The sequence below is a fragment of the Intestinimonas massiliensis (ex Afouda et al. 2020) genome (assembly GCF_001244995.1).
Classification (GTDB): Bacteria; Bacillota; Clostridia; order Oscillospirales; family Oscillospiraceae; genus Intestinimonas; species Intestinimonas massiliensis.
Genome location: NZ_LN869528.1, coordinates 98,591 through 115,527, shown reverse-complemented (window position 1 = coordinate 115,527; position 16,937 = coordinate 98,591). Strand labels below are relative to the sequence as shown.

The following is a 16,937-nucleotide window of genomic DNA, read 5'->3' as shown; positions in this document are numbered from 1 at the left end:
GGCTCCTAACCCTCCTTTCTTGTCCCTCCGCTTCCGTAGAGGATCTGATCCAGCTTGTCCTCCACCCGGTTCATCACCCGGATGTAGTCCTCCCGGGTGACATACACCAACGGGAGGTCCGCCTTCAGGTCGTTGAGTTTCTCATCCACCTTGGCGATCTTATCGGCGGCCTCCCGCTTTGCTTCCGCGATCTGCGCGGCGGCCTCCTTTTTCGACTCGGCGATCTGGGCGGCGTTCTTCTTGTCTGCCTCTTCCAGCGAGGTGAGCGTCTTCTTGATAAAGAAGGTGAGTGCGCCCACGACGAGGGTACACAGCAGCGAGGCCGCCGCCCCGATGACGGCGGTGATCTGGGTGACTTCCATGCCCGGCCTCCTTTAAGGCTCCGCCGCTGCGCCCAGCACGGCCTCCAGCTCTGCGCCGGTCAGGATCGCGCCTTCCGGCACCGTCATCCCGGCCCCGGCCTGCTTCACCTTCAGCACCGCGTCCTCGATGCAGTTCGTCAGATACCGGTCGAAGCTGCCCAGGTTCTCCGTGATCACCCGCTGGGCCTCCGGCGCGATGGACCCTTTGACCTCCTCAAAGACCCGCCTGCCCAGGGCGGCCAGCTCCTCCCGGCTCGCATTTCCGCTCTTCACCGCTTCCCGCAGCGCCTTCGCCGTCGTCTGCTCGGTCGCCCCCACAGACAGCGTCGCCAGCCGCTCCACGTCCGAGATCGCGTCCTCCAGCGCTTTGCGCCCCGCCTCGTCCGCGATTCGTACCGTCTGCGCCTTCAGCTTCGACGCGCCCAGCCGGATGTAGTACACCGCGTATGCGCCGGCCAGGGCGATTACGGCCAGCACCACGTTCAACAGCGCCTCGCTCGCGGCGCTCTGGATGGCTTCCATGTTCATGCTGCGCCCCCTCCTTGTGGCAAAAAATAAGACTACGAGCAAAGCTCGTAGTCTTAGGGTACACGGTTTCCTCTGCATTCTCTATTGAAGTACTTCAAAAGTTCCCCGCGAACAGATCCAGCTGGTTTTCGTCCAGGCCCTCCGCCTTCAGGATCTCGTAGATCCACCGCTCGGAAAGCCCGTACTTCCGGGCCAGCGCCTTGTGGTTCCCGCCGTCGAACTCCGCACGGATGTTGGCGTTCCGCAGCTCCGTCAGCAGCTTGTCCAGCTCGGGGAAGTACATGCCGCTCCCGCCGAACAGCTCCGCCAGCCGCACCGTGTCCGGTATGCCGATCTCACGCGCCATGGTCTGATAGGGCTCCGGAAAGCGTTCCGCGGGGAGCTCGTTCAGCCACTGCAGCTGCGCCTTGTCCAAAGCTGCCGGCCTCCTTTCCTATGCTCTTCCGGCCATCTTCCCCAGGATGCCGAACAGCTCGCCCACCGTGACGCCCTCGCTGAACTTCGCCGCCCAGTAGTCCGGGCTGTCGATGACTCCGGCCGCCTGGAGGGCCGCCAGGCCGTCCCGCTGCCACGCCGGGAACCCGGCCAGCGCTTCCGGCTCCGGGGACGGGGCGGGGCTCTGCGGCGTCTCCTGGGCCTGGATCTGCTCCAGCAGCTTCACGATGCTCGCCCCGTAGCCCGGGCCGGGGAAGGCCCAGCCCTTGCCCTGGGGGTTGTCCGCTGCGCCCAGCCACTCCACATACGGAGCGCACCCCCGCGTCACAAGGGAGAACCGGGGATCTACACAGGCGTTGGCCAGCGTATCCGTGCAGGCATATGCCTTCAGGTGCTGGATCTGCGCCCGCACACCGATCCGTGGATCGGGGAAGGTGGCCGCCTGCCCCTGGGCGTTTCCGTTCAGGGCCCCGATCCCTGCGTAGTTATTCTGCTCCGGGAGCACGATGCCCCCGTACCGGAAGAAGCCCGTCTCCTTCAGGCTCTGCGCCCAGGCCACGTCGCCGCGCACGCCCTCAGCCGCACCCTCCTCCAAAAACACTTGTGCAAGCTCCTCTACCGAGCAGGCCGGCAGCTTGGGCGCTGCGTTCCTGCTCCGGCAGAACAGCGCCATCTGCTGGGCCGTGGCCTGGGCCATGCCCAGGATGGCCGTCTTGCCCTCCGGTACGGCGCTCAAACCGTAGTGCTCCGCCAGCACCTCCGCCTCCGCCAGCGCCAGACCGGCCAGGTGGATGTCCGACAGCAGCCATTGCGCCGCCCGGGCGTTGGTGTGGAAGCTGTGCTCCACCAGCAGGTATTGCGGCGTGCCCACCGCCCGGGCCCCGCGCAGCACGCCGTAGTATTCGTTCCCGGCGCTGTTCTTCCGGATGGCCGTCCGCCCCGCCTGGGCCGTGCCCATCTCCGCGCCGATCCGCGCCGCCAGCTTACCCGCCAGCACGTCCGAGCCGTTCAGCCCGTCATAGGCCCGGTACACCACCGGGTAGTCCACGCTCTCTGTCCCGCAGGCGTTGGAGTGCAGGGACAGAAATACGTCGCACCCCTTGGACGCCGCGCCCCGGTCATACACGTCCATCTTCGTGTCGATGCTGGCCCGGGTGGTGACTACCTCAAAGCCCAGCGCCTCCAGCGCCGTCTTCAGCTTCAGGTGCAGGGACCACATAGCCGCGCTCTCGTAATACGTCTTTACTACCGGGCTCTGGTTGTACCGGCTTCCCACGTGCCCGGCGTCCAGGCAGATCCTGATCTTATTCATCGCCGTCGCCCTCCTCGCCCGGATCGTGGTAGATGGGTTCCCCATCCGCTTCATTGATCTCCGGCTCCTGGGCCGGTGCGCTGGTGGCCGCCGAAGCGGCCTGCCTGCTTGTCTTTGCCATGATAGATTACCTCCTATAGATCAAATCGGTATTGCTCCGGCGTCTCCGCCCGGACGGACAGCACCCGGACGTCGCCCAGCGGCTCCAGCAGGATGGCGACGTCCTCCTTGACGCCCTGGGCGTCCTCTGCCGGCGCATCTACTTTCACTACGATGGTCAGCATTCTTTCTCCCTCTCTTCCTTCAGGGCCCGCCTCGCAGCCTCCGACCATTCGAAGTCCGCGCACCCCTTGTAGCCTGGCAGCCAGTTCCAGCCGCCCGGGCGGAGGCAGCCCCGGTCCTCTTGCCCGTGCCACCGGCAGTTCTGGCAATCCCTCCGGTGCAGGGCGAGGTCGATGATGACGCCCATACTCCTACAGCTTCCACACCGGCATGACTACCTCGTCCACCAGCTCGCCGATGCTGTAGTCCTTCCGCCCCTCCGCCTCCAGCCGCGCCAGGAATCGGTCATACTCCACCGCCACCTTCAGCAGCTTGCAGATGCCCACCCGTTCCGCAGTCACCTCCGGCAGCTCTGGGCCCAGCAGGAACCCAATGGCGTGCAGCAATACCCATTCCGCATGGATGGGGTCCCGCCCCAGCAGCGCCTGGAACTCTAACCAGGTCTCCCGGGCAAACTTCTTCCGGTTCAGACGGGGCTTGTCCGGGGGCAGGACGCCCTGCTCCTGAAGCTCCTTTTTTGTCCTGGCCCGCAGGTCCTTCTCCCGCTGGGTCATGCGCTTGCGCTTCGCGGTCATACCGGCTTCATCCCTCCTCAAACTCCGGGCACGCCAGCACCCGGTAGCTCTCCAGATCTCCGTTCACCCTCCGCCGGCTGTCCTTCTGGATCTGCACGTCCCGCCGTTCCGCCGTCCAGCCGGGCACCGGCGCGTGCTCCTTCCGGCTCCAGCTGCATCCGGCCCCCGTCTCCGGGCTCGGCACCGCGTTCCGGCAGTGCCAGCACAGCGTTTCCCCGCCTTGCCGGAGCGGCGGCGGGGGCCCGGGGTTCTTTCTTCCGCCCATTCTCACTGGCCCTCCCCGTGCGGCTGCGGCTTCCGCTGGGCCTCCTCCAGCACGTGGGTCCTGGGGATATAGGTCCGGGTTTCCGTCTTCCGCTCCAGCTTCCGCAGCTCCCCCAGCAGGCGCTCCAGCCCTTTGACCGTGGCGCGGTTCTGTTCCGCCCAGGCCGCCACCGGTCCCGTCTGCTCCGCCGTATCCTTGGCTTCGCGGCGTGTGCGCCGCACCTCCCGCAGCTTCAGCGCCAGACGGGAGCGCTCCTTTGCATGGTGCTCCCCCAGCTCCAGCGCGTGCAGCAGATCCTGGGTGGCGGCGTCCGCCTCCGCCCGGCTGGCCTCCGCCATGCGGTGCCGCTCCTCTGCGTCCCGCAGATACGCCAAGAAGTCCTCTAGGCCCCTGCTCACAGGCTCATGCTTCATGGGCTGCCTCCCGGCGGGCCATGGCCTTCAGCGCCTCCGCCAGCTTCTGGCACTGCGCCGCCGTCAGCCACTCCTGCCGCTCCACCCCGAACATCCGCCGGGCAAGGCCGTTTACCACCTTCTCCGGCTCCGCCCGGCCCATCTCCCGGCACAGCGCGTACAGCTTCCGCCGCAGCGCCGCCGTCTCCGGGTTGCCGCCGGCGTCCGTCCGCTTCCGGCGCGGGGCCTGTTGCCCCCCGTCCTTCATCCGGCCCATGCTCACCACCAGCCGCCGCAGCTCCGGGTCCGTCAGCTCCGTCAGGCTCGCCCGCCCTGTCTCCCGGTATATGTATTCGTGCAGGCTCTCCCGGTCCATGCCAAGCCCCTTGGCCAGTCCGTACACGGCCCCATAGCGGTTCTTCTGTGCCGCCGCCATCCGGTCCACCCCTTTCCTAATCCGTGACGCCCGCCTTGATCTGCTCCAGCCGGGCGATATTCACCTCATACCCGAACACGTCCCCCTGCTTCCAGGTCGCGCCCACCGCGTTCACCGTGTCCTTCCCGTATTTCTTCAGGGCCTCCTTGCTGACCTTCTCCTCCACCACGATGCAGTCCGTCATCTGCCGGGACTTCAGCCGCCGGACGATCTCCTCCAGCTTCTCCTTCGCACGGGGCAGGGACACGCTGGTGGACAGCCGGAATCCCACCTCCCCGAAGGTCAGCGTCATACTCTTCGTTTTGCCCATATCCTCCCGGTGCTCCGTCACGAAGCCCTTGATCTCCCGCTCCAGACGGGCCACCTCGTCCTTATACGGCTTGCTTTCCTGCTCGGCCACCTTCTGCGCGCCCAGCACCTGCTTCTGCATTTCGCTCTCGATGTCTCCGATGGCGATCTGCGCCTCCGCGATCTGCCGCAGCGCCTCGTTCACGTCCTCCCAGCTCTTCAGCGCCGGGGCCTCGATCACTCGTTTTCTTCCCATGATACCTTACTCCTTTCCATTCGTTGCGCCGGCGTTGCGCCGGCTCCGCAGCCGCGCCGGGCAGTCCTGGGGGAGGGGGCCCAGCCCCTCCTCCGTACCCCTCGTTTCACCGGATGCCTCGCCGTCATACAGGATATAGCTCCGTGTAAACATCATGTACACTCCAAGCGGGCCCAGAAGCAGCGCCGCCGTCCCGTCCCGGTCCTCCGGGCGCTCGCCGGTACCGGCCAGCACGCACACCAGCGCCGCGACCCCCACCAGCACCAGCCCCATCAGCCGCTGTTTTCTCATTTTCGTTGTCCCTCCTCGCACGCAAGACAGACATACCAGGTTTGCGTCAGGCTGATGCGTCCGCGCAGCTTCCTGGTGTACTTGATCGACTGCTCCCTGGCAGGGATGTCCTTCCCGCATTTCCGGCAGATCTGAGCCCGGGAGGAGCGGGTATATCCGATCTCGATCTTCATCCCCGCTGCCTCACAGCATCATCATGGCCGACGCCTGCTCGATCACCTTCACCGTCACACGCGTCTCCCCGCTGTCCGCCAGGATACGCTTTACGTTGGACAGCGTCCGGTCCAGCAGCCGGAAGCACCCCGTCTGCGTATTGCACGCCCGGCCCTTCAGCTCCACCAGCGCCTCCGGCGTCACGTCGAATCCCTTCAGATACCCTTCCACCTCCGACGGCGACAGGCCCCGAAGCAAGGCATAGAAGTCTACCCGGTTCGCCATACGCTCCAGGTACGTCTTGATCTGCACCTCCAGCTTCGGCTCGCCCGCGATCACCAGCCCCACGTCGCTCTGGTCGAAGACGGCACGCAGGATCTCCATCTTCTTTTGGGTGTACTTGCTCACCAGCTTGTCCGCCTCGTCGATGATCAGCAGATAGCCCCGGTTCGTGTTGAAGAAGTCCCGGATGCCGTTCACCCGCTTCCAGATCGTCCCGTACCCGTTGGGCAGGCCCAGGCTCCTCTCGATGGCTTCCACCAGGTCCCGGCTGCTCATCGTGTCGTCGCACTCGATGTACGCCACCCGCGCCAGCTTCGCGTACTCCTTCAGCGTGTGGGTCTTCCCGTACCCGGACCGCCCCACCACGATCCCAAGCCCGATGTACTCCTGGCAGCTCTGGCATACCCCCAGCACCGCCTTTGCGTCCCGGCTCTCATAAAACCGCGGCGGCTCGCCGCCCCGCTGCGCCCCTCCCCGGGCGGGTACTTCCACCGCCTCGCCCGTGTGGGCCTCCAGGAATTCCGCCAGCTTCTCCTCCAGGGAGGCCGCGCAGGAGTCGTACTTCCCGGACAGATACCGGGATACCGACGTCCGGCTGTACCCGACCTCCTTCGCCACCGCGTGGATGCTGCTGTGCTGGGTGAGGATGTACGCGTTGACCCGCTCCGCCAGGCTCTGCTCCCCGGCTATGCCGCTGGTCCGCTCCACTGCTGTTCCTTCCATGCTGTTCGTCCTCCTATCCGTTCATGGCCCTCAGCTTCGTGAGGGCGCTCTCCGCCTTCGCCGCCAGGAACTCGTCCCCGGCTTCGGCCTTCTTCTTCCGGCTTGCCGCCAGCTCGCCTCGGAACTCCTTGTCCATCGGCAGGCTCACCACCTTCTGGGGCCGCGCGGCCTGGATGGTCAGATCCAGCCTGCCCACCACGGCGGCCTCCGCATCCATGCGCAGCTCCGGCGGCATGCGCCGCTCCTCCAGGAATTCCCGGACCAGCGCCTTGTTCCGGTTCTTCCGCCGGTGCAGGGCCTCCAGCGCTTCCTCCGACACCCGGTCCCCGAATTCCAGCAGCTCCGCCGCGTATGCCTCGCAGATCTTGGCCCCGCTCTTGACGTCGTACACATACATCCGGCTCACGTCCCCGGCGTCCCAGCGGATGTTTACCCACTTGCCCACATAGAACCCCAGCTCCGGGGCCGTATACAGGGTATGGAACCGGGTGAAGCCCTGGCTGTTCACCTTGGCCCGGCCTGGCTTCATCAGCAGCATCGCCGCGTACTCCCGCATGGGCGGGGCCTTCTCATAGTGCGGCGCGTGCTCCCACAGCGCGGCGGGCGTCGTCCACCGCTCGCCCGCATCCTTCAGGCCCCGGTGCTCGTGGGTGTCGTACCACCCGCTCAGGAACTGTGTCAGCGTCTCGTAGAACTCCTCCATCGTCAGCAGCTCCCCGCGCTCCAGCATCCGCTGCACGTCCTTCTCTACCTTGTCCTCCGTGCGGGAGCCTGTCAGGGTGCCCGTGTAGGACGCGAACTTCCGCGAGTGCCGCAGGCAGAACGTTTTGAAGGCCCGTTCGATGGGCTTGTCCCACGGGTGGTAGGGGAGGGACCGCGACCAGTCCCGGGCACCCATCGCCAGGTAGAAGCCCTTCAGCTCCGCGTCCATGGCCCGCTGCTCCATGGCCCGGATATTCCGGTCCTGGCCCAGCGTCTCCCGGTTGGCGAAATCCTTGCCGTTGTCCATGTGTACGTGCTTCGGGACCGTCCCCGCCTCGTAGCACATCTTGATGAACGACTCCTTGACCACCCGGGTGTTGGAGTGCTCGCACAGCACCGGGCCCAGGATGCGCCGCGTCCGCATATCCTCCCAGGCCACCAGCACCGGGCGGATCGCCTTCTTCTTCCCGTTGGGGGCCGTGTATTCCACCCACACGTCGAAGGTGTGACCGTCCGCCACCACGTACTCCATCACCTCCAGCGTGGAGGCGTCCCGCTTGCCCTTCACCTGCATCCGGTTCTCCCACGCCCGGTCCCCCCGGGCCGACAGGTACAGCGCGCTCTTCGCCGGCGGCAGCTCCATCAGGTACTTCACATACCGCCCCACCGTCTTCACGCTGGGATACTCCGTCCACCCACGCGCCGCCGCCTGTGCCTCAAACGCCGCGTACAGCAGCGTCACCGTGGGCTTGTTCTGCGAGAACCTCCGGTCAAACCAGATGTTCTCGATGATCGCCTGCTGCTCCGCCGTCAGCGTCGGGAACGTGTCCTTCTCCCGCGGCTTCCGGCACAGCGCCAGCGCACGGAAGTAGTCCCGGCTCTGCCCGTCCTCCCGCTCCAGCTTCAGCGCCCAGGCGTTCGCCTCCAGCACCGTCTTCATGTACCGGTACAGCGTCGGCGGACTCACGCCCAGCCCCAGCGCGTACCGCTCCGCGTAACCCGTCCGGTCCGGGCCGGTGTAGTCGATGAAGTCCTGCACCCGCGCCGCCAGCTCCACCGCCTCGTAGTACGCCGCCTTGTGCCCCGCGATGTAGCGGTTCAGGTCCGCGTCCACGTACCACGGCCTGCCCTCCGTCCGCTGCGCCACGATCGCCTCGCCTCCTTCCACCTTCTGCGCCGCCCGCCAGGCCCGCCGCCCCTTCGCGCTCAGGGACGAGACAGAGATCAGCACTTCGTCCTTCCCGCCCTCTTCGCGGCGGCGGGTCTGCGTCGTGTATTGCCTGGGATTGCGGGCGATGCGTGAAGCCATACCTTTATATGCCATACCTTCAAAATTTGCTGCTTCTGCCAGTGGGATAAATACTTCCGGCACCTCTGTCCCTCCCCTCCGCCGTCAGGCTGCGATGGCCTTCTCCACGTCCTCCGGGTCCAGCCCAAGGGCCGCGATGAGCGCTGGGATATACTTCGTGCCGGGCCGCACCCCGTGCAGGATGTAGCTCAGGTACACCGGTGTCGTCCCGATCTCCGCCGCCAGCTCCGACTTCGTCTTGTCCTGGTCCGCCAGCGTCTTCACCACCAGCTTCCCCAGCGCCGTCAGCCGCTTGTTCCCCTTCCTCATCTCGGCCCCTCCTTTCTCTATGGTTCGCGTGACTTTTTCAGTGCGCCTTGCGCGCTGGTTCGTCTTTGTGCAGAATATGCCGGATGCAGGCCGCTGCCACCGCAAGGAGCACCGCCGCCAGGATGACCGCCGGTAACCCGGTATGCAGCACATCGGCCCAGAACCGCAGGGACAGCAGCAGCAGGAATAACGCGGTCGTTCCGCGGAGGATATAGCCCAGGCACGTCGCCGCATCCAGCGCGATCTGCTCTCCCAAGGATTTCTCCTGTGCGACTGCCTCGACTGCCTCATAAGTTTCTTCGAAGATATCCGGCTTACAGGGGTATTGCTCGCCACGAAGGCCGGTGATGATCCAATCCCCTTTTTCCCCCTTCAAATCTCCTTCTAATGTGTGTATCGTGATCGCAGTATCTGTCTGGTACGCTTCGACAATCACGGGCTTTTTCCTATATTGCCCCATGCCTCTCCTGCTCCTTTCCAATTCCCGCCCCCTGCGGTATAATGTCCTCGGGCTTCCTGCCCGGATGGGGGGTGATGATGATGAGCGCTTTGATTCCTGGTTTATTGGTCGCTGTTGTTACCTTGGCTGGCACATTCTTGATCAACATGCTTCAAACCTGGCTTTCAAGCAGAAGGGCTGCGCGGAGAGAGGCATATGACAACTTCTATATTCCATTCATTGCACTCCTCTACAGTGCCGATGTGTGGAATTTGAATTTTTCCGAATTGCCCGAAAGAAAGCAGGTCGAATTCTATAAGCTGATCATAGAGAACATCCGCTACATGGATGACTCCATTCTCGAATGGGTTGATGTGTTCTACGGTCATCTAAGCGATTTCCTGTTTGGGAAACGAGCGGATACCCTCGATGCTGGCTTGCTCCGCCATTTGGATGAGGTGTTCGCCTGTGTTGTTGAATCTGTTTTGAAACAGGCCAATGGCCTGGCTAAGAAAATTCATCAGCCGCAGCTCGGCGGTCATGCTCTAAAGCTATACCAGGAAACCGGACCACACATCGGTGAGTACAGCAATTCACCCTGTGATCACGCCGATGGAAACGCAGTGGATAACAACGACGATGCAGACAATTAGGAAAATCGAAGTTAGGATCGCTGCTACCCCGAGTTTTATATCATCCCAATGCCGGATGGGCCATTCGCTCCAGATTTCGTGCAGCCCGATTCCTGCAGCGTAGACTGCGAGACAGATCCAGTACCCAAGGTGAAATCCAATCCAATTCACGGTCCACCTCCTATTCCCCGGAATCCTGCAGATACTCTGGAGCCGTCTGTCCAACAGGCGGCACCTTCTTTGCTGCCCGGTACTTCTGCACCGCGTAGTTATCCCGGTACATCCGCCGCAGCTCCTGGAACTCCTTCCGCAGCGCCCCCCGCAGCACCAGCGCCGGGTACCCGTCCGCCGTGTCCAGGGCCTCGTCCAGCTCCCGCGCCATCTGGAAGATGTTCCGGTACAACGCGCAGTCGTTGTCCGGGCACCCCGCCTCCAGCGCCAGCCCCAGGGCGTACACGTTCCGCGCCGGGGCTCCGCCCCCGTCCAGGTGGGCAAAGGTCTCCCGTGCCTCCGGCTCGGCACAGCGCCGGAACACGTCCGGCAGGGTGTAGCACTCCTCCTCCGGCAGCATGCCCAGATCGGTGAGCGCCACCTTGTACCCCTGCAGCGCGTGGGTCGCCGTCACCTCGTCCACCTCCGGGTGGTGCCGGCTTTCGATCAGGCCCCGCAGCGTCCGCTCCCACCCGGCGATCAGCATCTGCGCGTCCACTTCCTCCACCGACACGTCCTCCGCCGTCTCCGTGATCACCGTCACCTTCCGCTCCGGCTCCTCCACGTCCAGCTCGCTCTCCAGCCCCCGGGCCTGCTCGATGGCCGCCTCCAGGCTGTCCGCGTCCTCGTACTCGAACACGTCCCGGTCGATCTCCAGGTGCCCCGTGTACAGCTCTGCGTCGATCACCCCGTAAGTGCCCAGCGTCTCATACTCCCGCTTCTCGCGCTCGTTGAACCGCACGACCAGGTACCCGTTGATCTTCTTCAGTTTTCTCATTTTTCCTGTCCCTTCCTTTCGTCGCGCCCTGCCATCTTCAGACCTGGGGAGGGCTCCCCCGGGTGACGCCCCGAAGGGCGTTTCGGCTTATTCGCCTTTGGGTTCCAGTGCGTCCAGAGCGGCGGCCCGGGTCTCCATCTCCTTGGCCCGCTTCTCCTCCTTGCGGTACTCGGCGACTGACTCCTTGAAGCCCACACAAGCCGGATTGTCGGCACAGAGGGCCATCATGTGGGCGGCCTTTGCCATCCGAGCCCGGCTCTCCTCGGCCTCGCCCGTCGCCATCATCCAGAGATCGCGCCGGAGCTCCTCGGGGAAGGTGCGCTTCGCAAGTCTCACGGTGAGGGCTCGGTTCTCGTCCTTCAAGGTCTCCACCAATCGGCCCAGCTCCTCAAGCCGCTCCTGTGCGCGGGCGGCGTCTGTCTTGACGGCGTTGTAGTCCCCGCCCAGCTCCCGGAGCTTCTCCTCGGCGGCCTCGTATCTGGCCTTCATACTGAAAGCGAAGTCGTTCTCAATGTTGTCCTCGGCATCCTGGAAGCATCCCTCGAACGCGGTCGCGAGGTAGGACTGCGGGCCCAGATCCTCGACGAGTTTCTTGATGGTCGCCAGGGCGTCCCGCTCCTGGTCTTTGGTGGCGGGGACGTTCTCGGCGACGAGCTCGACGTCCGTGATGGTGCTGCCCTTGACGCGGACCTTGAACTCCTTACGGGCTGCGGCCTCGCTGCGCTCGACGATCTGCGTCTGCAAGCTCTTGTCCTCGAGCTCGTAAGTGATGCGGTAGTTGTTCATGCTGCTGCTCCTTCCTGTCTGGTGGGTTATTGTCCCAGTGCCGGAACCACCCGTATCCGGTCCGTGTGCTTGTGTAGGATGACCAGCCCCCCCGTCGGGGCCTCCCGTACCACCAGCCAGTTCTCCGGCGAAAGCCCTGCCTGCCCCAGCCGGATCTTCTGCTTCCGCGTCGGCTTCTTTCCGTGCCGCATAGTGTCCCTCCTTCTTTCATTTTCCCGTGAGGTGTGGTAGAGTAAAAGGGTACGGCGAGGGCCGTGTACTATGAAAAGAAATGAATTGTGTACCTACACATCGCTTGACGATCTGACGAGCAACTGCTGCAACAGTAAGCTCATCGGCTTGGTTTCAAGGAGGTGTTGGCCCTCGCCGCACCCTTTTACTCTACCGCTGCCCCCTTTTTCCCTTGCTTTTTTCCTCACGTGTGATATGCTGTCTGTGCTTAATTTTTTCATCTACAAGCATTATAGTAGTCCATTCACTAATTGTCAAGCAGAATTTAGCCCATTCACTATAATTAAGGAGCTTATTCACTATGAACATATTTGATAGAGTTCAGAAGCTCATCAAAGCGCAGGGCCTCACTGTAAAGCAACTTGAGAGAGAATGCGATCTTGCTAATGCAACAATTCGAAGATGGGAAACTCAGACACCTAACATTGAGAGCGTCCGAAGAGTAGCCCATAGGCTAAATGTAAGCACAGACTATCTCATCACCGGGGAGCGCCCAGATGCTACTACACATACTTTAACCTGTGATGGCATCCCGCTATCAGAGCTTGAATCAGACTTAATTGCTATGTACCGATGTCTCCCAATGGAAGATCAGGAAGAAATTTTTGCTTTTACCAAGTTCAAATATAATCGACAAGAGAGGAAAAGGGGCTCATCCTTTTCCGCCTATACCGGCAATGGGAAGACGAAAATAAGCGACCCCGGGGAAGATGAATCCACCTCTGGCATCGCTTGATTTTTTGCGCCTGTTTGATTAAAAAATAAATCACGAATATGCAGAATTCATCTAGCTAAAGTTCAGCCCTTCACCAATGCCGCAAACCATTGCGCCGCAGTCAATTCTGCAATTTTTCTGGTTCTCGTGTTGTTTGCAGAATTGTGAGCAGGCCCTTTTCATCTCTTAGGTACACACCCTCAGCCGAACTCGCACGCGCCGCGCACGCTGTTCCGCACGCCCGTGCATACCCGCAATCCCTTGCGCCGCCTCTGCTTTAGCCCCCGCGCGCTCGCGCCGCCCGCCCGCGTTTTCGCACGCGCGCACGTCTTGCCCTCCCCGCCCCGCTGTGCTATAATGTGCCTGGGCGGCTCTGCCGGCTCGGCCCTCGGGCCCCACCCCCGTTTGGCCCCGCCGTTCCGCCCTTGTCTGTTCTTTCCTTTATTCGTGAAAACCCCCGGAAAGCCTTGAGATATCAGGGCCTCCGGGGGTTTTCCTATTCTGGCCGGCCGCCGCGCCCCCGCGCCGATCCGCGCCGCTGCCCATAAAAAAAGAGCCCCGGCTCCCGCCGACGCCCTTCCCGGACAGCTTTGTTGAGAAATCCCGCTCTCATCCCGCCTCCGTCCCGCCTGTATCCCTTGAAAACACTGGCTTTTCCCATCCTGTCCCGTCTCATCCCGCCTTATCCCGCTTTTCTCAAATATCTTGTCCCCCTACAGTATCCTTGTTGATACAGAGCTTGTTGTAGGAATCTACATCCAGGTAGTTCCGGGAATACGCCTGACCAAAGAGCAAATAGAACTGCTTTAGGAAGCTCTCCACATAGCGATAGGAGAGGCCACGCCCGCAATAAAGTTCCGTCAGATAGTCAACCACTTCCGCTGCGCTGACTTCATCCACAAAGCGGCTGCCGAACCGAGCGGAAAGGTGGTTTTTCCACAAGCTGTCCTGCTTGCGGATGGTATTGTAGGCCCGATCACTACGGCCCGTGGCACAGTATTCTTGATAGACCTCCTGAATGGTTTTCCGTACCGTGGGTTTGGGCTTGCGGGAGTTCTGTTCCCGGTCAATGGCAGCTTGCCGCGCCTTCATTGCTTCCCGTTTTGTTTTGAAGGGCGTACCAAATTCATCTTTGGTTTTCCTGGCCTCCTTGCGGACGCCATTGACCATCACAACATAGCGATAGCCCCAATTCCCATTTTTCAATTTGTAGACCCCTGCGTCATTCTGCTTTGCCATGTCAAATCCTCCTGTGTTGTGGATTTTTTGTGGCAATAAACGGAATCGTCACAAATGAAAAATATCCAATTGTGGCAAGAGGGGAAATGACCAAAAACACCGAAGGAAGCCCAATTCGTGCTGTTGCACGCTGTCCGGCGCCGAACGGCGCAGCCGTTTGGCTACCTGGAGATGCGTGTGGACGCCGAGAACGGCGCTACCCAGGGCAAGACTGACCTGGCTAAGCTGGCCAAGCAGCACAACCTGGACGCCATCCACGACACCGTGCACGAGATGGCCCGCGACGAGGCCCGCCACGGCAAGGCGTTCGAGGGCCTGCTGAAGCGTTACTTCGGCTAAGAGAAAGGAAACGGCGAAACCATGAGTAAATATGTCTGCCCCTGCGGCTATGTCTATGACCCCGAGGTTGGAGATCCGGACAACGGCATCGCCCCCGGCACCCCTTGGGAAGAGGTCCCTGAGGATTGGGAGTGCCCGGTCTGCGGTCTGGGCAAGGACGCGTTCGAAGCGGAATGATCCCCGGCGGATACAGCAATAAGAGGGCGGAGCGAAAGCTCCGCCCTCTTCGTTTAGCGCAGAGGCCCCCGGCAACGCCAGGAGCCTTTGACCACGGGGTCAGCCGCACTTGGAGTAGCCGCAGTTCCGGCAGGTGACACAGCCGCCCTCGTGCTCCAACTGCGCGCCGCACTCCGGGCAGTACTTCGCCAGCTTGGACTCCGCGGGCGTCATGTCGGGGGCGGGCCGGCCCTTCCGGCCGGACCCCATGGGGGGAGGACAGGGGGGAATCTGGTTTGTTTTGCTGGCCTGCATCACCTTTTCGATGGCCTTGGCGATGGCGTCAGGGCAGGAGGTGACGGCCATGCCCTGCTGCCGGATGGTGGAGGGACAGCGGATGCCCTTGAGCTGCCGGATGAGCTCGTCGGAATCCACGCCGGCCCGGAGGGCCACCGACATGAGCCGGGCGGTGGCCTCCGACTGGGAGGGGCAGCCGCCGGCCCGCCCGGTGTTGGTGAACACCTCGCAGACCCCCTGCTCGTCGTAATTGACGGTGATATACAGGTTGCCGCAGCCGATCTTCACCTTCTCGGTGTAGCCCATGGTCACGTCGGGCCGGGGGCGGGGCTTGATGCTGCCGCTGCGCAGCAGGCAGGCGGTGGAGTCGCAGCCCGACTCCAGCAGCTTTTCCACATGGTCGGGGAGGGCGGTCTCCTGCTTGGCCTTGACCACCCCGATGTTGAGCACCTGCTCGTCCCGGGAGCCGTCCCGGTAGATGGTGGTGCCCTTGCAGCCCAGCTCGTAGGCCAGACGGTAGACCTCAGCCACCTCCTCCTGGGTGGCGGAGTTGGGGAAGTTCACCGTCTTGCTCACAGCGTTGTCGGTGAACTGCTGGAAGGCGGCCTGCATCTTTACATGCCAGATGGGCGAGACATCGTGGGCACAGACAAAGACCCGCTTGACCGCCTCGGGGATGCCCTCCACGTGGGCCAGGCTGCCGTGCTCGATGATCTGGCGCATGAGCTCATCGGAGTAGAGGCCCAGCTCAGTAAGCTTGTCCCTCAGGATCTGGTTGGTCTCGATGAGGTGGGTGTTGTCCATCACGTTGCGGTAATAGGCATAGGCAAAGACCGGCTCCACGCCGCTGGATACCCCGGCGATGATGGACAGGGTGCCGGTGGGGGCGATGGTGGTGACGGTGGCGTTGCGGAGAGGCGCGCCGTCCCGGTAGACGCTCTCGGCAAACAGGGGGAAGGGGCCGCGGACCTGGGCCAGCCGCTGGCTCTCCTGGTGGCCGATGGTCTGCACCAGCTCCATGACCTGAGAGGCCATGGCCACGCCCTCGTCAGAGTCGTAGGGGATGCCCAGATAGAGCAGCATGTCCGCAAAGCCCATGACGCCCAGGCCGATCTTCCGGGTCTTTTTGGTCATGGCGTCGATCTCGGGCAGGGGATACTGGTTGACCTCGATGACGTTGTCCAGAAAATGGACGGCGGTGCGGATGGTCTGCTCCAGCTTGGCCCGGTCCAGGGCGTAGCCCGTCCCGGTCCTGCGCAGGTGGCGGACCAGGTTGATGGAGCCCAGGTTGCACGCCTCGTAGGGCAGTAGGGGCTGCTCGCCGCAGGGATTGGTGGACTCGATCTCGCCCTGCCCGGGGCAGGGGTTGTCCTTGTTCAGCCGGTCCAGGAAGAGGATGCCCGGCTCGCCGGTCTGCCAGGCGGAGCGGACGATGGCCTCAAAAACCTCCCGGGCGTTGAGCCTGCCGGTGACCCGGCGGGAGGCGGGGTCCACCAGCTCGTATGAGCTGTCCGACTCCACCGCCTCCATAAAGGACTCGGTAAGGCCCACGGAGATGTTGAAGTTGGTGATCTCCTTCGTGTCGTTCTTGCAGGTGATGAACTCCAGGATGTCCGGGTGGTCCACCCGCAGGATACCCATATTGGCCCCCCGGCGGGTGCCGCCCTGCTTCACCGCCTCGGTGGCGGCGTTGAAGACCTTCATGAAGGAGATGGGTCCGCTGGCCACGCCGCCGGTGGAGTTCACCGTGGAGCCCTTGGCCCGCAGACGGGAAAAGGAAAAGCCGGTGCCGCCGCCGGACTTGTGGATGAGAGCGGCGTTCTTGATGGCGTCGAAGATGTCCTCCATGGAGTCGGCCACCGGCAACACAAAGCAGGCGGAGAGTTGCCCCAGAGGCCGGCCGGCGTTCATCAGCGTAGGGGAATTGGGCAGAAAGTCCAGCTCGGTCATCATGCGGTAAAAGCTCCGGGCGGTGTCGGCCACGTCGGCCTGGGGATCGAAACGGACGTCGGCGGCGGCAACGGCGTCGGCCACCCGGTGGAACAGCTCGTCCACCGTCTCCACGGCCTCGCCGTGCTCGTCCCGGATCAGGTAGCGGCGCTCCAGCACCGCGCGGGCATTTTCAGAAATGGGCATCTATCTCGTCTCCTCTGTAACTATGAATCAATCCTCTGTTGAACACCAGATATTGTAGCACAGAATTTGAACGTGTCAA

The 16,937-nt window shown here is 63.0% G+C and carries 25 protein-coding genes and 1 pseudogene; 4 read left to right on the top strand and 22 right to left on the bottom strand.

Annotated features, from left to right (window positions below; translation table 11 throughout):
• Window positions 1–5: 5 nt before the first annotated feature.
• The 17 genes from BN2154_RS00675 to BN2154_RS16520 all read right to left on the bottom strand — a co-directional run bounded on the left by BN2154_RS00675 (window position 6) and on the right by BN2154_RS16520 (window position 9,360).
• The gene (locus BN2154_RS00675) at window positions 6–362 is read right to left on the bottom strand and encodes a hypothetical protein (protein ID WP_050616960.1); all 357 of its coding nucleotides are present in this window, start codon (window positions 360–362) and stop codon (window positions 6–8) included.
• 12 nt (window positions 363–374) lie between these two features.
• On the bottom strand, window positions 375–932 hold the full coding sequence (locus BN2154_RS00670) for a hypothetical protein (RefSeq protein ID WP_242853656.1): 558 nt from the start codon (window positions 930–932) through the stop codon (window positions 375–377).
• Between the two features lie 52 nt (window positions 933–984).
• A complete protein-coding gene (locus BN2154_RS00665) occupies window positions 985–1,305 on the bottom strand; it encodes a Mor transcription activator family protein (RefSeq protein ID WP_050616959.1) in 321 nt (106 codons plus the stop codon).
• Window positions 1,306–1,323: 18 nt separating this feature from the next.
• Complete coding sequence (locus BN2154_RS00660) at window positions 1,324–2,637, bottom strand: N-acetylmuramoyl-L-alanine amidase (RefSeq protein WP_050616958.1); 1,314 nt, start codon at window positions 2,635–2,637, stop codon at window positions 1,324–1,326.
• On the bottom strand, window positions 2,630–2,758 hold the full coding sequence (locus BN2154_RS16400; protein ID WP_278319991.1) for a hypothetical protein: 129 nt from the start codon (window positions 2,756–2,758) through the stop codon (window positions 2,630–2,632). Before BN2154_RS16400 ends, BN2154_RS00660 begins: the two co-directional genes overlap by 8 nt.
• 13 nt (window positions 2,759–2,771) lie before the next feature.
• A complete protein-coding gene (locus BN2154_RS15590; RefSeq protein ID WP_154666605.1) occupies window positions 2,772–2,921 on the bottom strand; it encodes a hypothetical protein in 150 nt (49 codons plus the stop codon).
• Between the two features lie 189 nt (window positions 2,922–3,110).
• Window positions 3,111–3,494, bottom strand: a complete 384-nt coding sequence (locus tag BN2154_RS00650) for a hypothetical protein (protein WP_050616956.1) — start codon at window positions 3,492–3,494, stop codon at window positions 3,111–3,113.
• A 7-nt stretch (window positions 3,495–3,501) separates the two neighbouring features.
• Entirely contained in the window at window positions 3,502–3,759 is a 258-nt protein-coding gene (locus BN2154_RS00645) for a hypothetical protein (protein ID WP_050616955.1), read from the bottom strand.
• A gap of 2 nt (window positions 3,760–3,761) precedes the next feature.
• Entirely contained in the window at window positions 3,762–4,172 is a 411-nt protein-coding gene (locus tag BN2154_RS00640) for a hypothetical protein (RefSeq protein WP_050616954.1), read from the bottom strand.
• Complete coding sequence (locus BN2154_RS00635) at window positions 4,162–4,587, bottom strand: regulatory protein GemA (RefSeq protein WP_050616953.1); 426 nt, start codon at window positions 4,585–4,587, stop codon at window positions 4,162–4,164. Before BN2154_RS00635 ends, BN2154_RS00640 begins: the two co-directional genes overlap by 11 nt.
• A gap of 16 nt (window positions 4,588–4,603) precedes the next feature.
• Entirely contained in the window at window positions 4,604–5,131 is a 528-nt protein-coding gene (locus BN2154_RS00630; protein WP_050616952.1) for a host-nuclease inhibitor Gam family protein, read from the bottom strand.
• A gap of 6 nt (window positions 5,132–5,137) precedes the next feature.
• A complete protein-coding gene (locus BN2154_RS00625; RefSeq protein ID WP_050616951.1) occupies window positions 5,138–5,422 on the bottom strand; it encodes a hypothetical protein in 285 nt (94 codons plus the stop codon).
• Window positions 5,419–5,595 (bottom strand): hypothetical protein, encoded by a 177-nt coding sequence (locus tag BN2154_RS15585; protein WP_154666604.1) that lies wholly within the window; start codon window positions 5,593–5,595, stop codon window positions 5,419–5,421. Before BN2154_RS15585 ends, BN2154_RS00625 begins: the two co-directional genes overlap by 4 nt.
• 10 nt (window positions 5,596–5,605) lie before the next feature.
• Window positions 5,606–6,580 (bottom strand): AAA family ATPase, encoded by a 975-nt coding sequence (locus BN2154_RS00620; protein WP_050616950.1) that lies wholly within the window; start codon window positions 6,578–6,580, stop codon window positions 5,606–5,608.
• Window positions 6,581–6,593: 13 nt separating this feature from the next.
• Window positions 6,594–8,591 (bottom strand): transposase domain-containing protein, encoded by a 1,998-nt coding sequence (locus BN2154_RS00615; protein ID WP_242853655.1) that lies wholly within the window; start codon window positions 8,589–8,591, stop codon window positions 6,594–6,596.
• A gap of 84 nt (window positions 8,592–8,675) precedes the next feature.
• Window positions 8,676–8,900: a helix-turn-helix domain-containing protein gene (locus tag BN2154_RS00610; RefSeq protein ID WP_050616949.1), complete on the bottom strand. Its 225-nt coding sequence runs from the start codon at window positions 8,898–8,900 to the stop codon at window positions 8,676–8,678.
• 37 nt (window positions 8,901–8,937) lie between these two features.
• A complete protein-coding gene (locus BN2154_RS16520) occupies window positions 8,938–9,360 on the bottom strand; it encodes a hypothetical protein (protein WP_368013977.1) in 423 nt (140 codons plus the stop codon).
• Between the two features lie 80 nt (window positions 9,361–9,440).
• Here BN2154_RS16520 and BN2154_RS00600 point away from each other — a divergent pair, with 80 nt between their 5' ends.
• A complete protein-coding gene (locus tag BN2154_RS00600; protein ID WP_154666603.1) occupies window positions 9,441–9,992 on the top strand; it encodes a hypothetical protein in 552 nt (183 codons plus the stop codon).
• Window positions 9,993–10,152: 160 nt separating this feature from the next.
• Here the strand turns inward: BN2154_RS00600 and BN2154_RS15580 are convergent, their stop codons facing one another.
• From BN2154_RS15580 to BN2154_RS15955, 3 genes are all read right to left on the bottom strand, one after another.
• The gene (locus tag BN2154_RS15580; RefSeq protein WP_050616947.1) at window positions 10,153–10,959 is read right to left on the bottom strand and encodes a hypothetical protein; all 807 of its coding nucleotides are present in this window, start codon (window positions 10,957–10,959) and stop codon (window positions 10,153–10,155) included.
• 87 nt (window positions 10,960–11,046) lie between these two features.
• Window positions 11,047–11,745 (bottom strand): hypothetical protein, encoded by a 699-nt coding sequence (locus BN2154_RS00590; protein WP_050616946.1) that lies wholly within the window; start codon window positions 11,743–11,745, stop codon window positions 11,047–11,049.
• A gap of 26 nt (window positions 11,746–11,771) precedes the next feature.
• Window positions 11,772–11,936 (bottom strand): DUF6906 family protein, encoded by a 165-nt coding sequence (locus BN2154_RS15955; protein ID WP_195892278.1) that lies wholly within the window; start codon window positions 11,934–11,936, stop codon window positions 11,772–11,774.
• Between the two features lie 341 nt (window positions 11,937–12,277).
• On the opposite strand from BN2154_RS15955, the gene BN2154_RS00585 reads away from it, so the two are divergent.
• Window positions 12,278–12,712, top strand: a complete 435-nt coding sequence (locus BN2154_RS00585; RefSeq protein ID WP_050616945.1) for a helix-turn-helix domain-containing protein — start codon at window positions 12,278–12,280, stop codon at window positions 12,710–12,712.
• A gap of 675 nt (window positions 12,713–13,387) precedes the next feature.
• Here the strand turns inward: BN2154_RS00585 and BN2154_RS00580 are convergent.
• Window positions 13,388–13,930, bottom strand: coding sequence for a hypothetical protein (locus BN2154_RS00580; RefSeq protein ID WP_050616944.1), 543 nt, complete (start codon window positions 13,928–13,930; stop codon window positions 13,388–13,390).
• 165 nt (window positions 13,931–14,095) lie between these two features.
• Between BN2154_RS00580 and BN2154_RS00575 the strand changes: the two are divergent.
• Window positions 14,096–14,269, top strand: a pseudogene (locus tag BN2154_RS00575) (NADH peroxidase); the annotation flags it as partial.
• Between the two features lie 21 nt (window positions 14,270–14,290).
• Window positions 14,291–14,446 carry a rubredoxin gene (locus BN2154_RS00570; protein WP_050616942.1) on the top strand — a complete coding sequence of 52 codons (156 nt, stop codon included), beginning with the start codon at window positions 14,291–14,293 and terminating at the stop codon, window positions 14,444–14,446.
• A gap of 99 nt (window positions 14,447–14,545) precedes the next feature.
• Here the strand turns inward: BN2154_RS00570 and BN2154_RS00565 are convergent, their stop codons facing one another.
• Window positions 14,546–16,858: a vitamin B12-dependent ribonucleotide reductase gene (locus BN2154_RS00565; protein ID WP_050616941.1), complete on the bottom strand. Its 2,313-nt coding sequence runs from the start codon at window positions 16,856–16,858 to the stop codon at window positions 14,546–14,548.
• Between the last annotated feature and the right edge of the window lie 79 nt (window positions 16,859–16,937).

Coding starts and splice junctions, on each gene's coding strand:
- BN2154_RS00675 (WP_050616960.1), bottom strand. CDS start 362: ATGGAAGTCACCCAGATCACCGCCGTCATCGGGGCGGCGGCCTCGCTG.
- BN2154_RS00660 (WP_050616958.1), bottom strand. CDS start 2,637: ATGAATAAGATCAGGATCTGCCTGGACGCCGGGCACGTGGGAAGCCGG.
- BN2154_RS16400 (WP_278319991.1), bottom strand. CDS start 2,758: ATGGCAAAGACAAGCAGGCAGGCCGCTTCGGCGGCCACCAGCGCACCG.
- BN2154_RS15590 (WP_154666605.1), bottom strand. CDS start 2,921: ATGCTGACCATCGTAGTGAAAGTAGATGCGCCGGCAGAGGACGCCCAG.
- BN2154_RS00650 (WP_050616956.1), bottom strand. CDS start 3,494: ATGACCGCGAAGCGCAAGCGCATGACCCAGCGGGAGAAGGACCTGCGG.
- BN2154_RS00645 (WP_050616955.1), bottom strand. CDS start 3,759: ATGGGCGGAAGAAAGAACCCCGGGCCCCCGCCGCCGCTCCGGCAAGGC.
- BN2154_RS00640 (WP_050616954.1), bottom strand. CDS start 4,172: ATGAAGCATGAGCCTGTGAGCAGGGGCCTAGAGGACTTCTTGGCGTAT.
- BN2154_RS00635 (WP_050616953.1), bottom strand. CDS start 4,587: ATGGCGGCGGCACAGAAGAACCGCTATGGGGCCGTGTACGGACTGGCC.
- BN2154_RS00630 (WP_050616952.1), bottom strand. CDS start 5,131: ATGGGAAGAAAACGAGTGATCGAGGCCCCGGCGCTGAAGAGCTGGGAG.
- BN2154_RS00625 (WP_050616951.1), bottom strand. CDS start 5,422: ATGAGAAAACAGCGGCTGATGGGGCTGGTGCTGGTGGGGGTCGCGGCG.
- BN2154_RS15585 (WP_154666604.1), bottom strand. CDS start 5,595: ATGAAGATCGAGATCGGATATACCCGCTCCTCCCGGGCTCAGATCTGC.
- BN2154_RS00620 (WP_050616950.1), bottom strand. CDS start 6,580: ATGGAAGGAACAGCAGTGGAGCGGACCAGCGGCATAGCCGGGGAGCAG.
- BN2154_RS00615 (WP_242853655.1), bottom strand. CDS start 8,591: ATGGCTTCACGCATCGCCCGCAATCCCAGGCAATACACGACGCAGACC.
- BN2154_RS00610 (WP_050616949.1), bottom strand. CDS start 8,900: ATGAGGAAGGGGAACAAGCGGCTGACGGCGCTGGGGAAGCTGGTGGTG.
- BN2154_RS16520 (WP_368013977.1), bottom strand. CDS start 9,360: ATGGGGCAATATAGGAAAAAGCCCGTGATTGTCGAAGCGTACCAGACA.
- BN2154_RS00600 (WP_154666603.1), top strand. CDS start 9,441: ATGAGCGCTTTGATTCCTGGTTTATTGGTCGCTGTTGTTACCTTGGCT.
- BN2154_RS15580 (WP_050616947.1), bottom strand. CDS start 10,959: ATGAGAAAACTGAAGAAGATCAACGGGTACCTGGTCGTGCGGTTCAAC.
- BN2154_RS00590 (WP_050616946.1), bottom strand. CDS start 11,745: ATGAACAACTACCGCATCACTTACGAGCTCGAGGACAAGAGCTTGCAG.
- BN2154_RS15955 (WP_195892278.1), bottom strand. CDS start 11,936: ATGCGGCACGGAAAGAAGCCGACGCGGAAGCAGAAGATCCGGCTGGGG.
- BN2154_RS00585 (WP_050616945.1), top strand. CDS start 12,278: ATGAACATATTTGATAGAGTTCAGAAGCTCATCAAAGCGCAGGGCCTC.
- BN2154_RS00580 (WP_050616944.1), bottom strand. CDS start 13,930: ATGGCAAAGCAGAATGACGCAGGGGTCTACAAATTGAAAAATGGGAAT.
- BN2154_RS00570 (WP_050616942.1), top strand. CDS start 14,291: ATGAGTAAATATGTCTGCCCCTGCGGCTATGTCTATGACCCCGAGGTT.
- BN2154_RS00565 (WP_050616941.1), bottom strand. CDS start 16,858: ATGCCCATTTCTGAAAATGCCCGCGCGGTGCTGGAGCGCCGCTACCTG.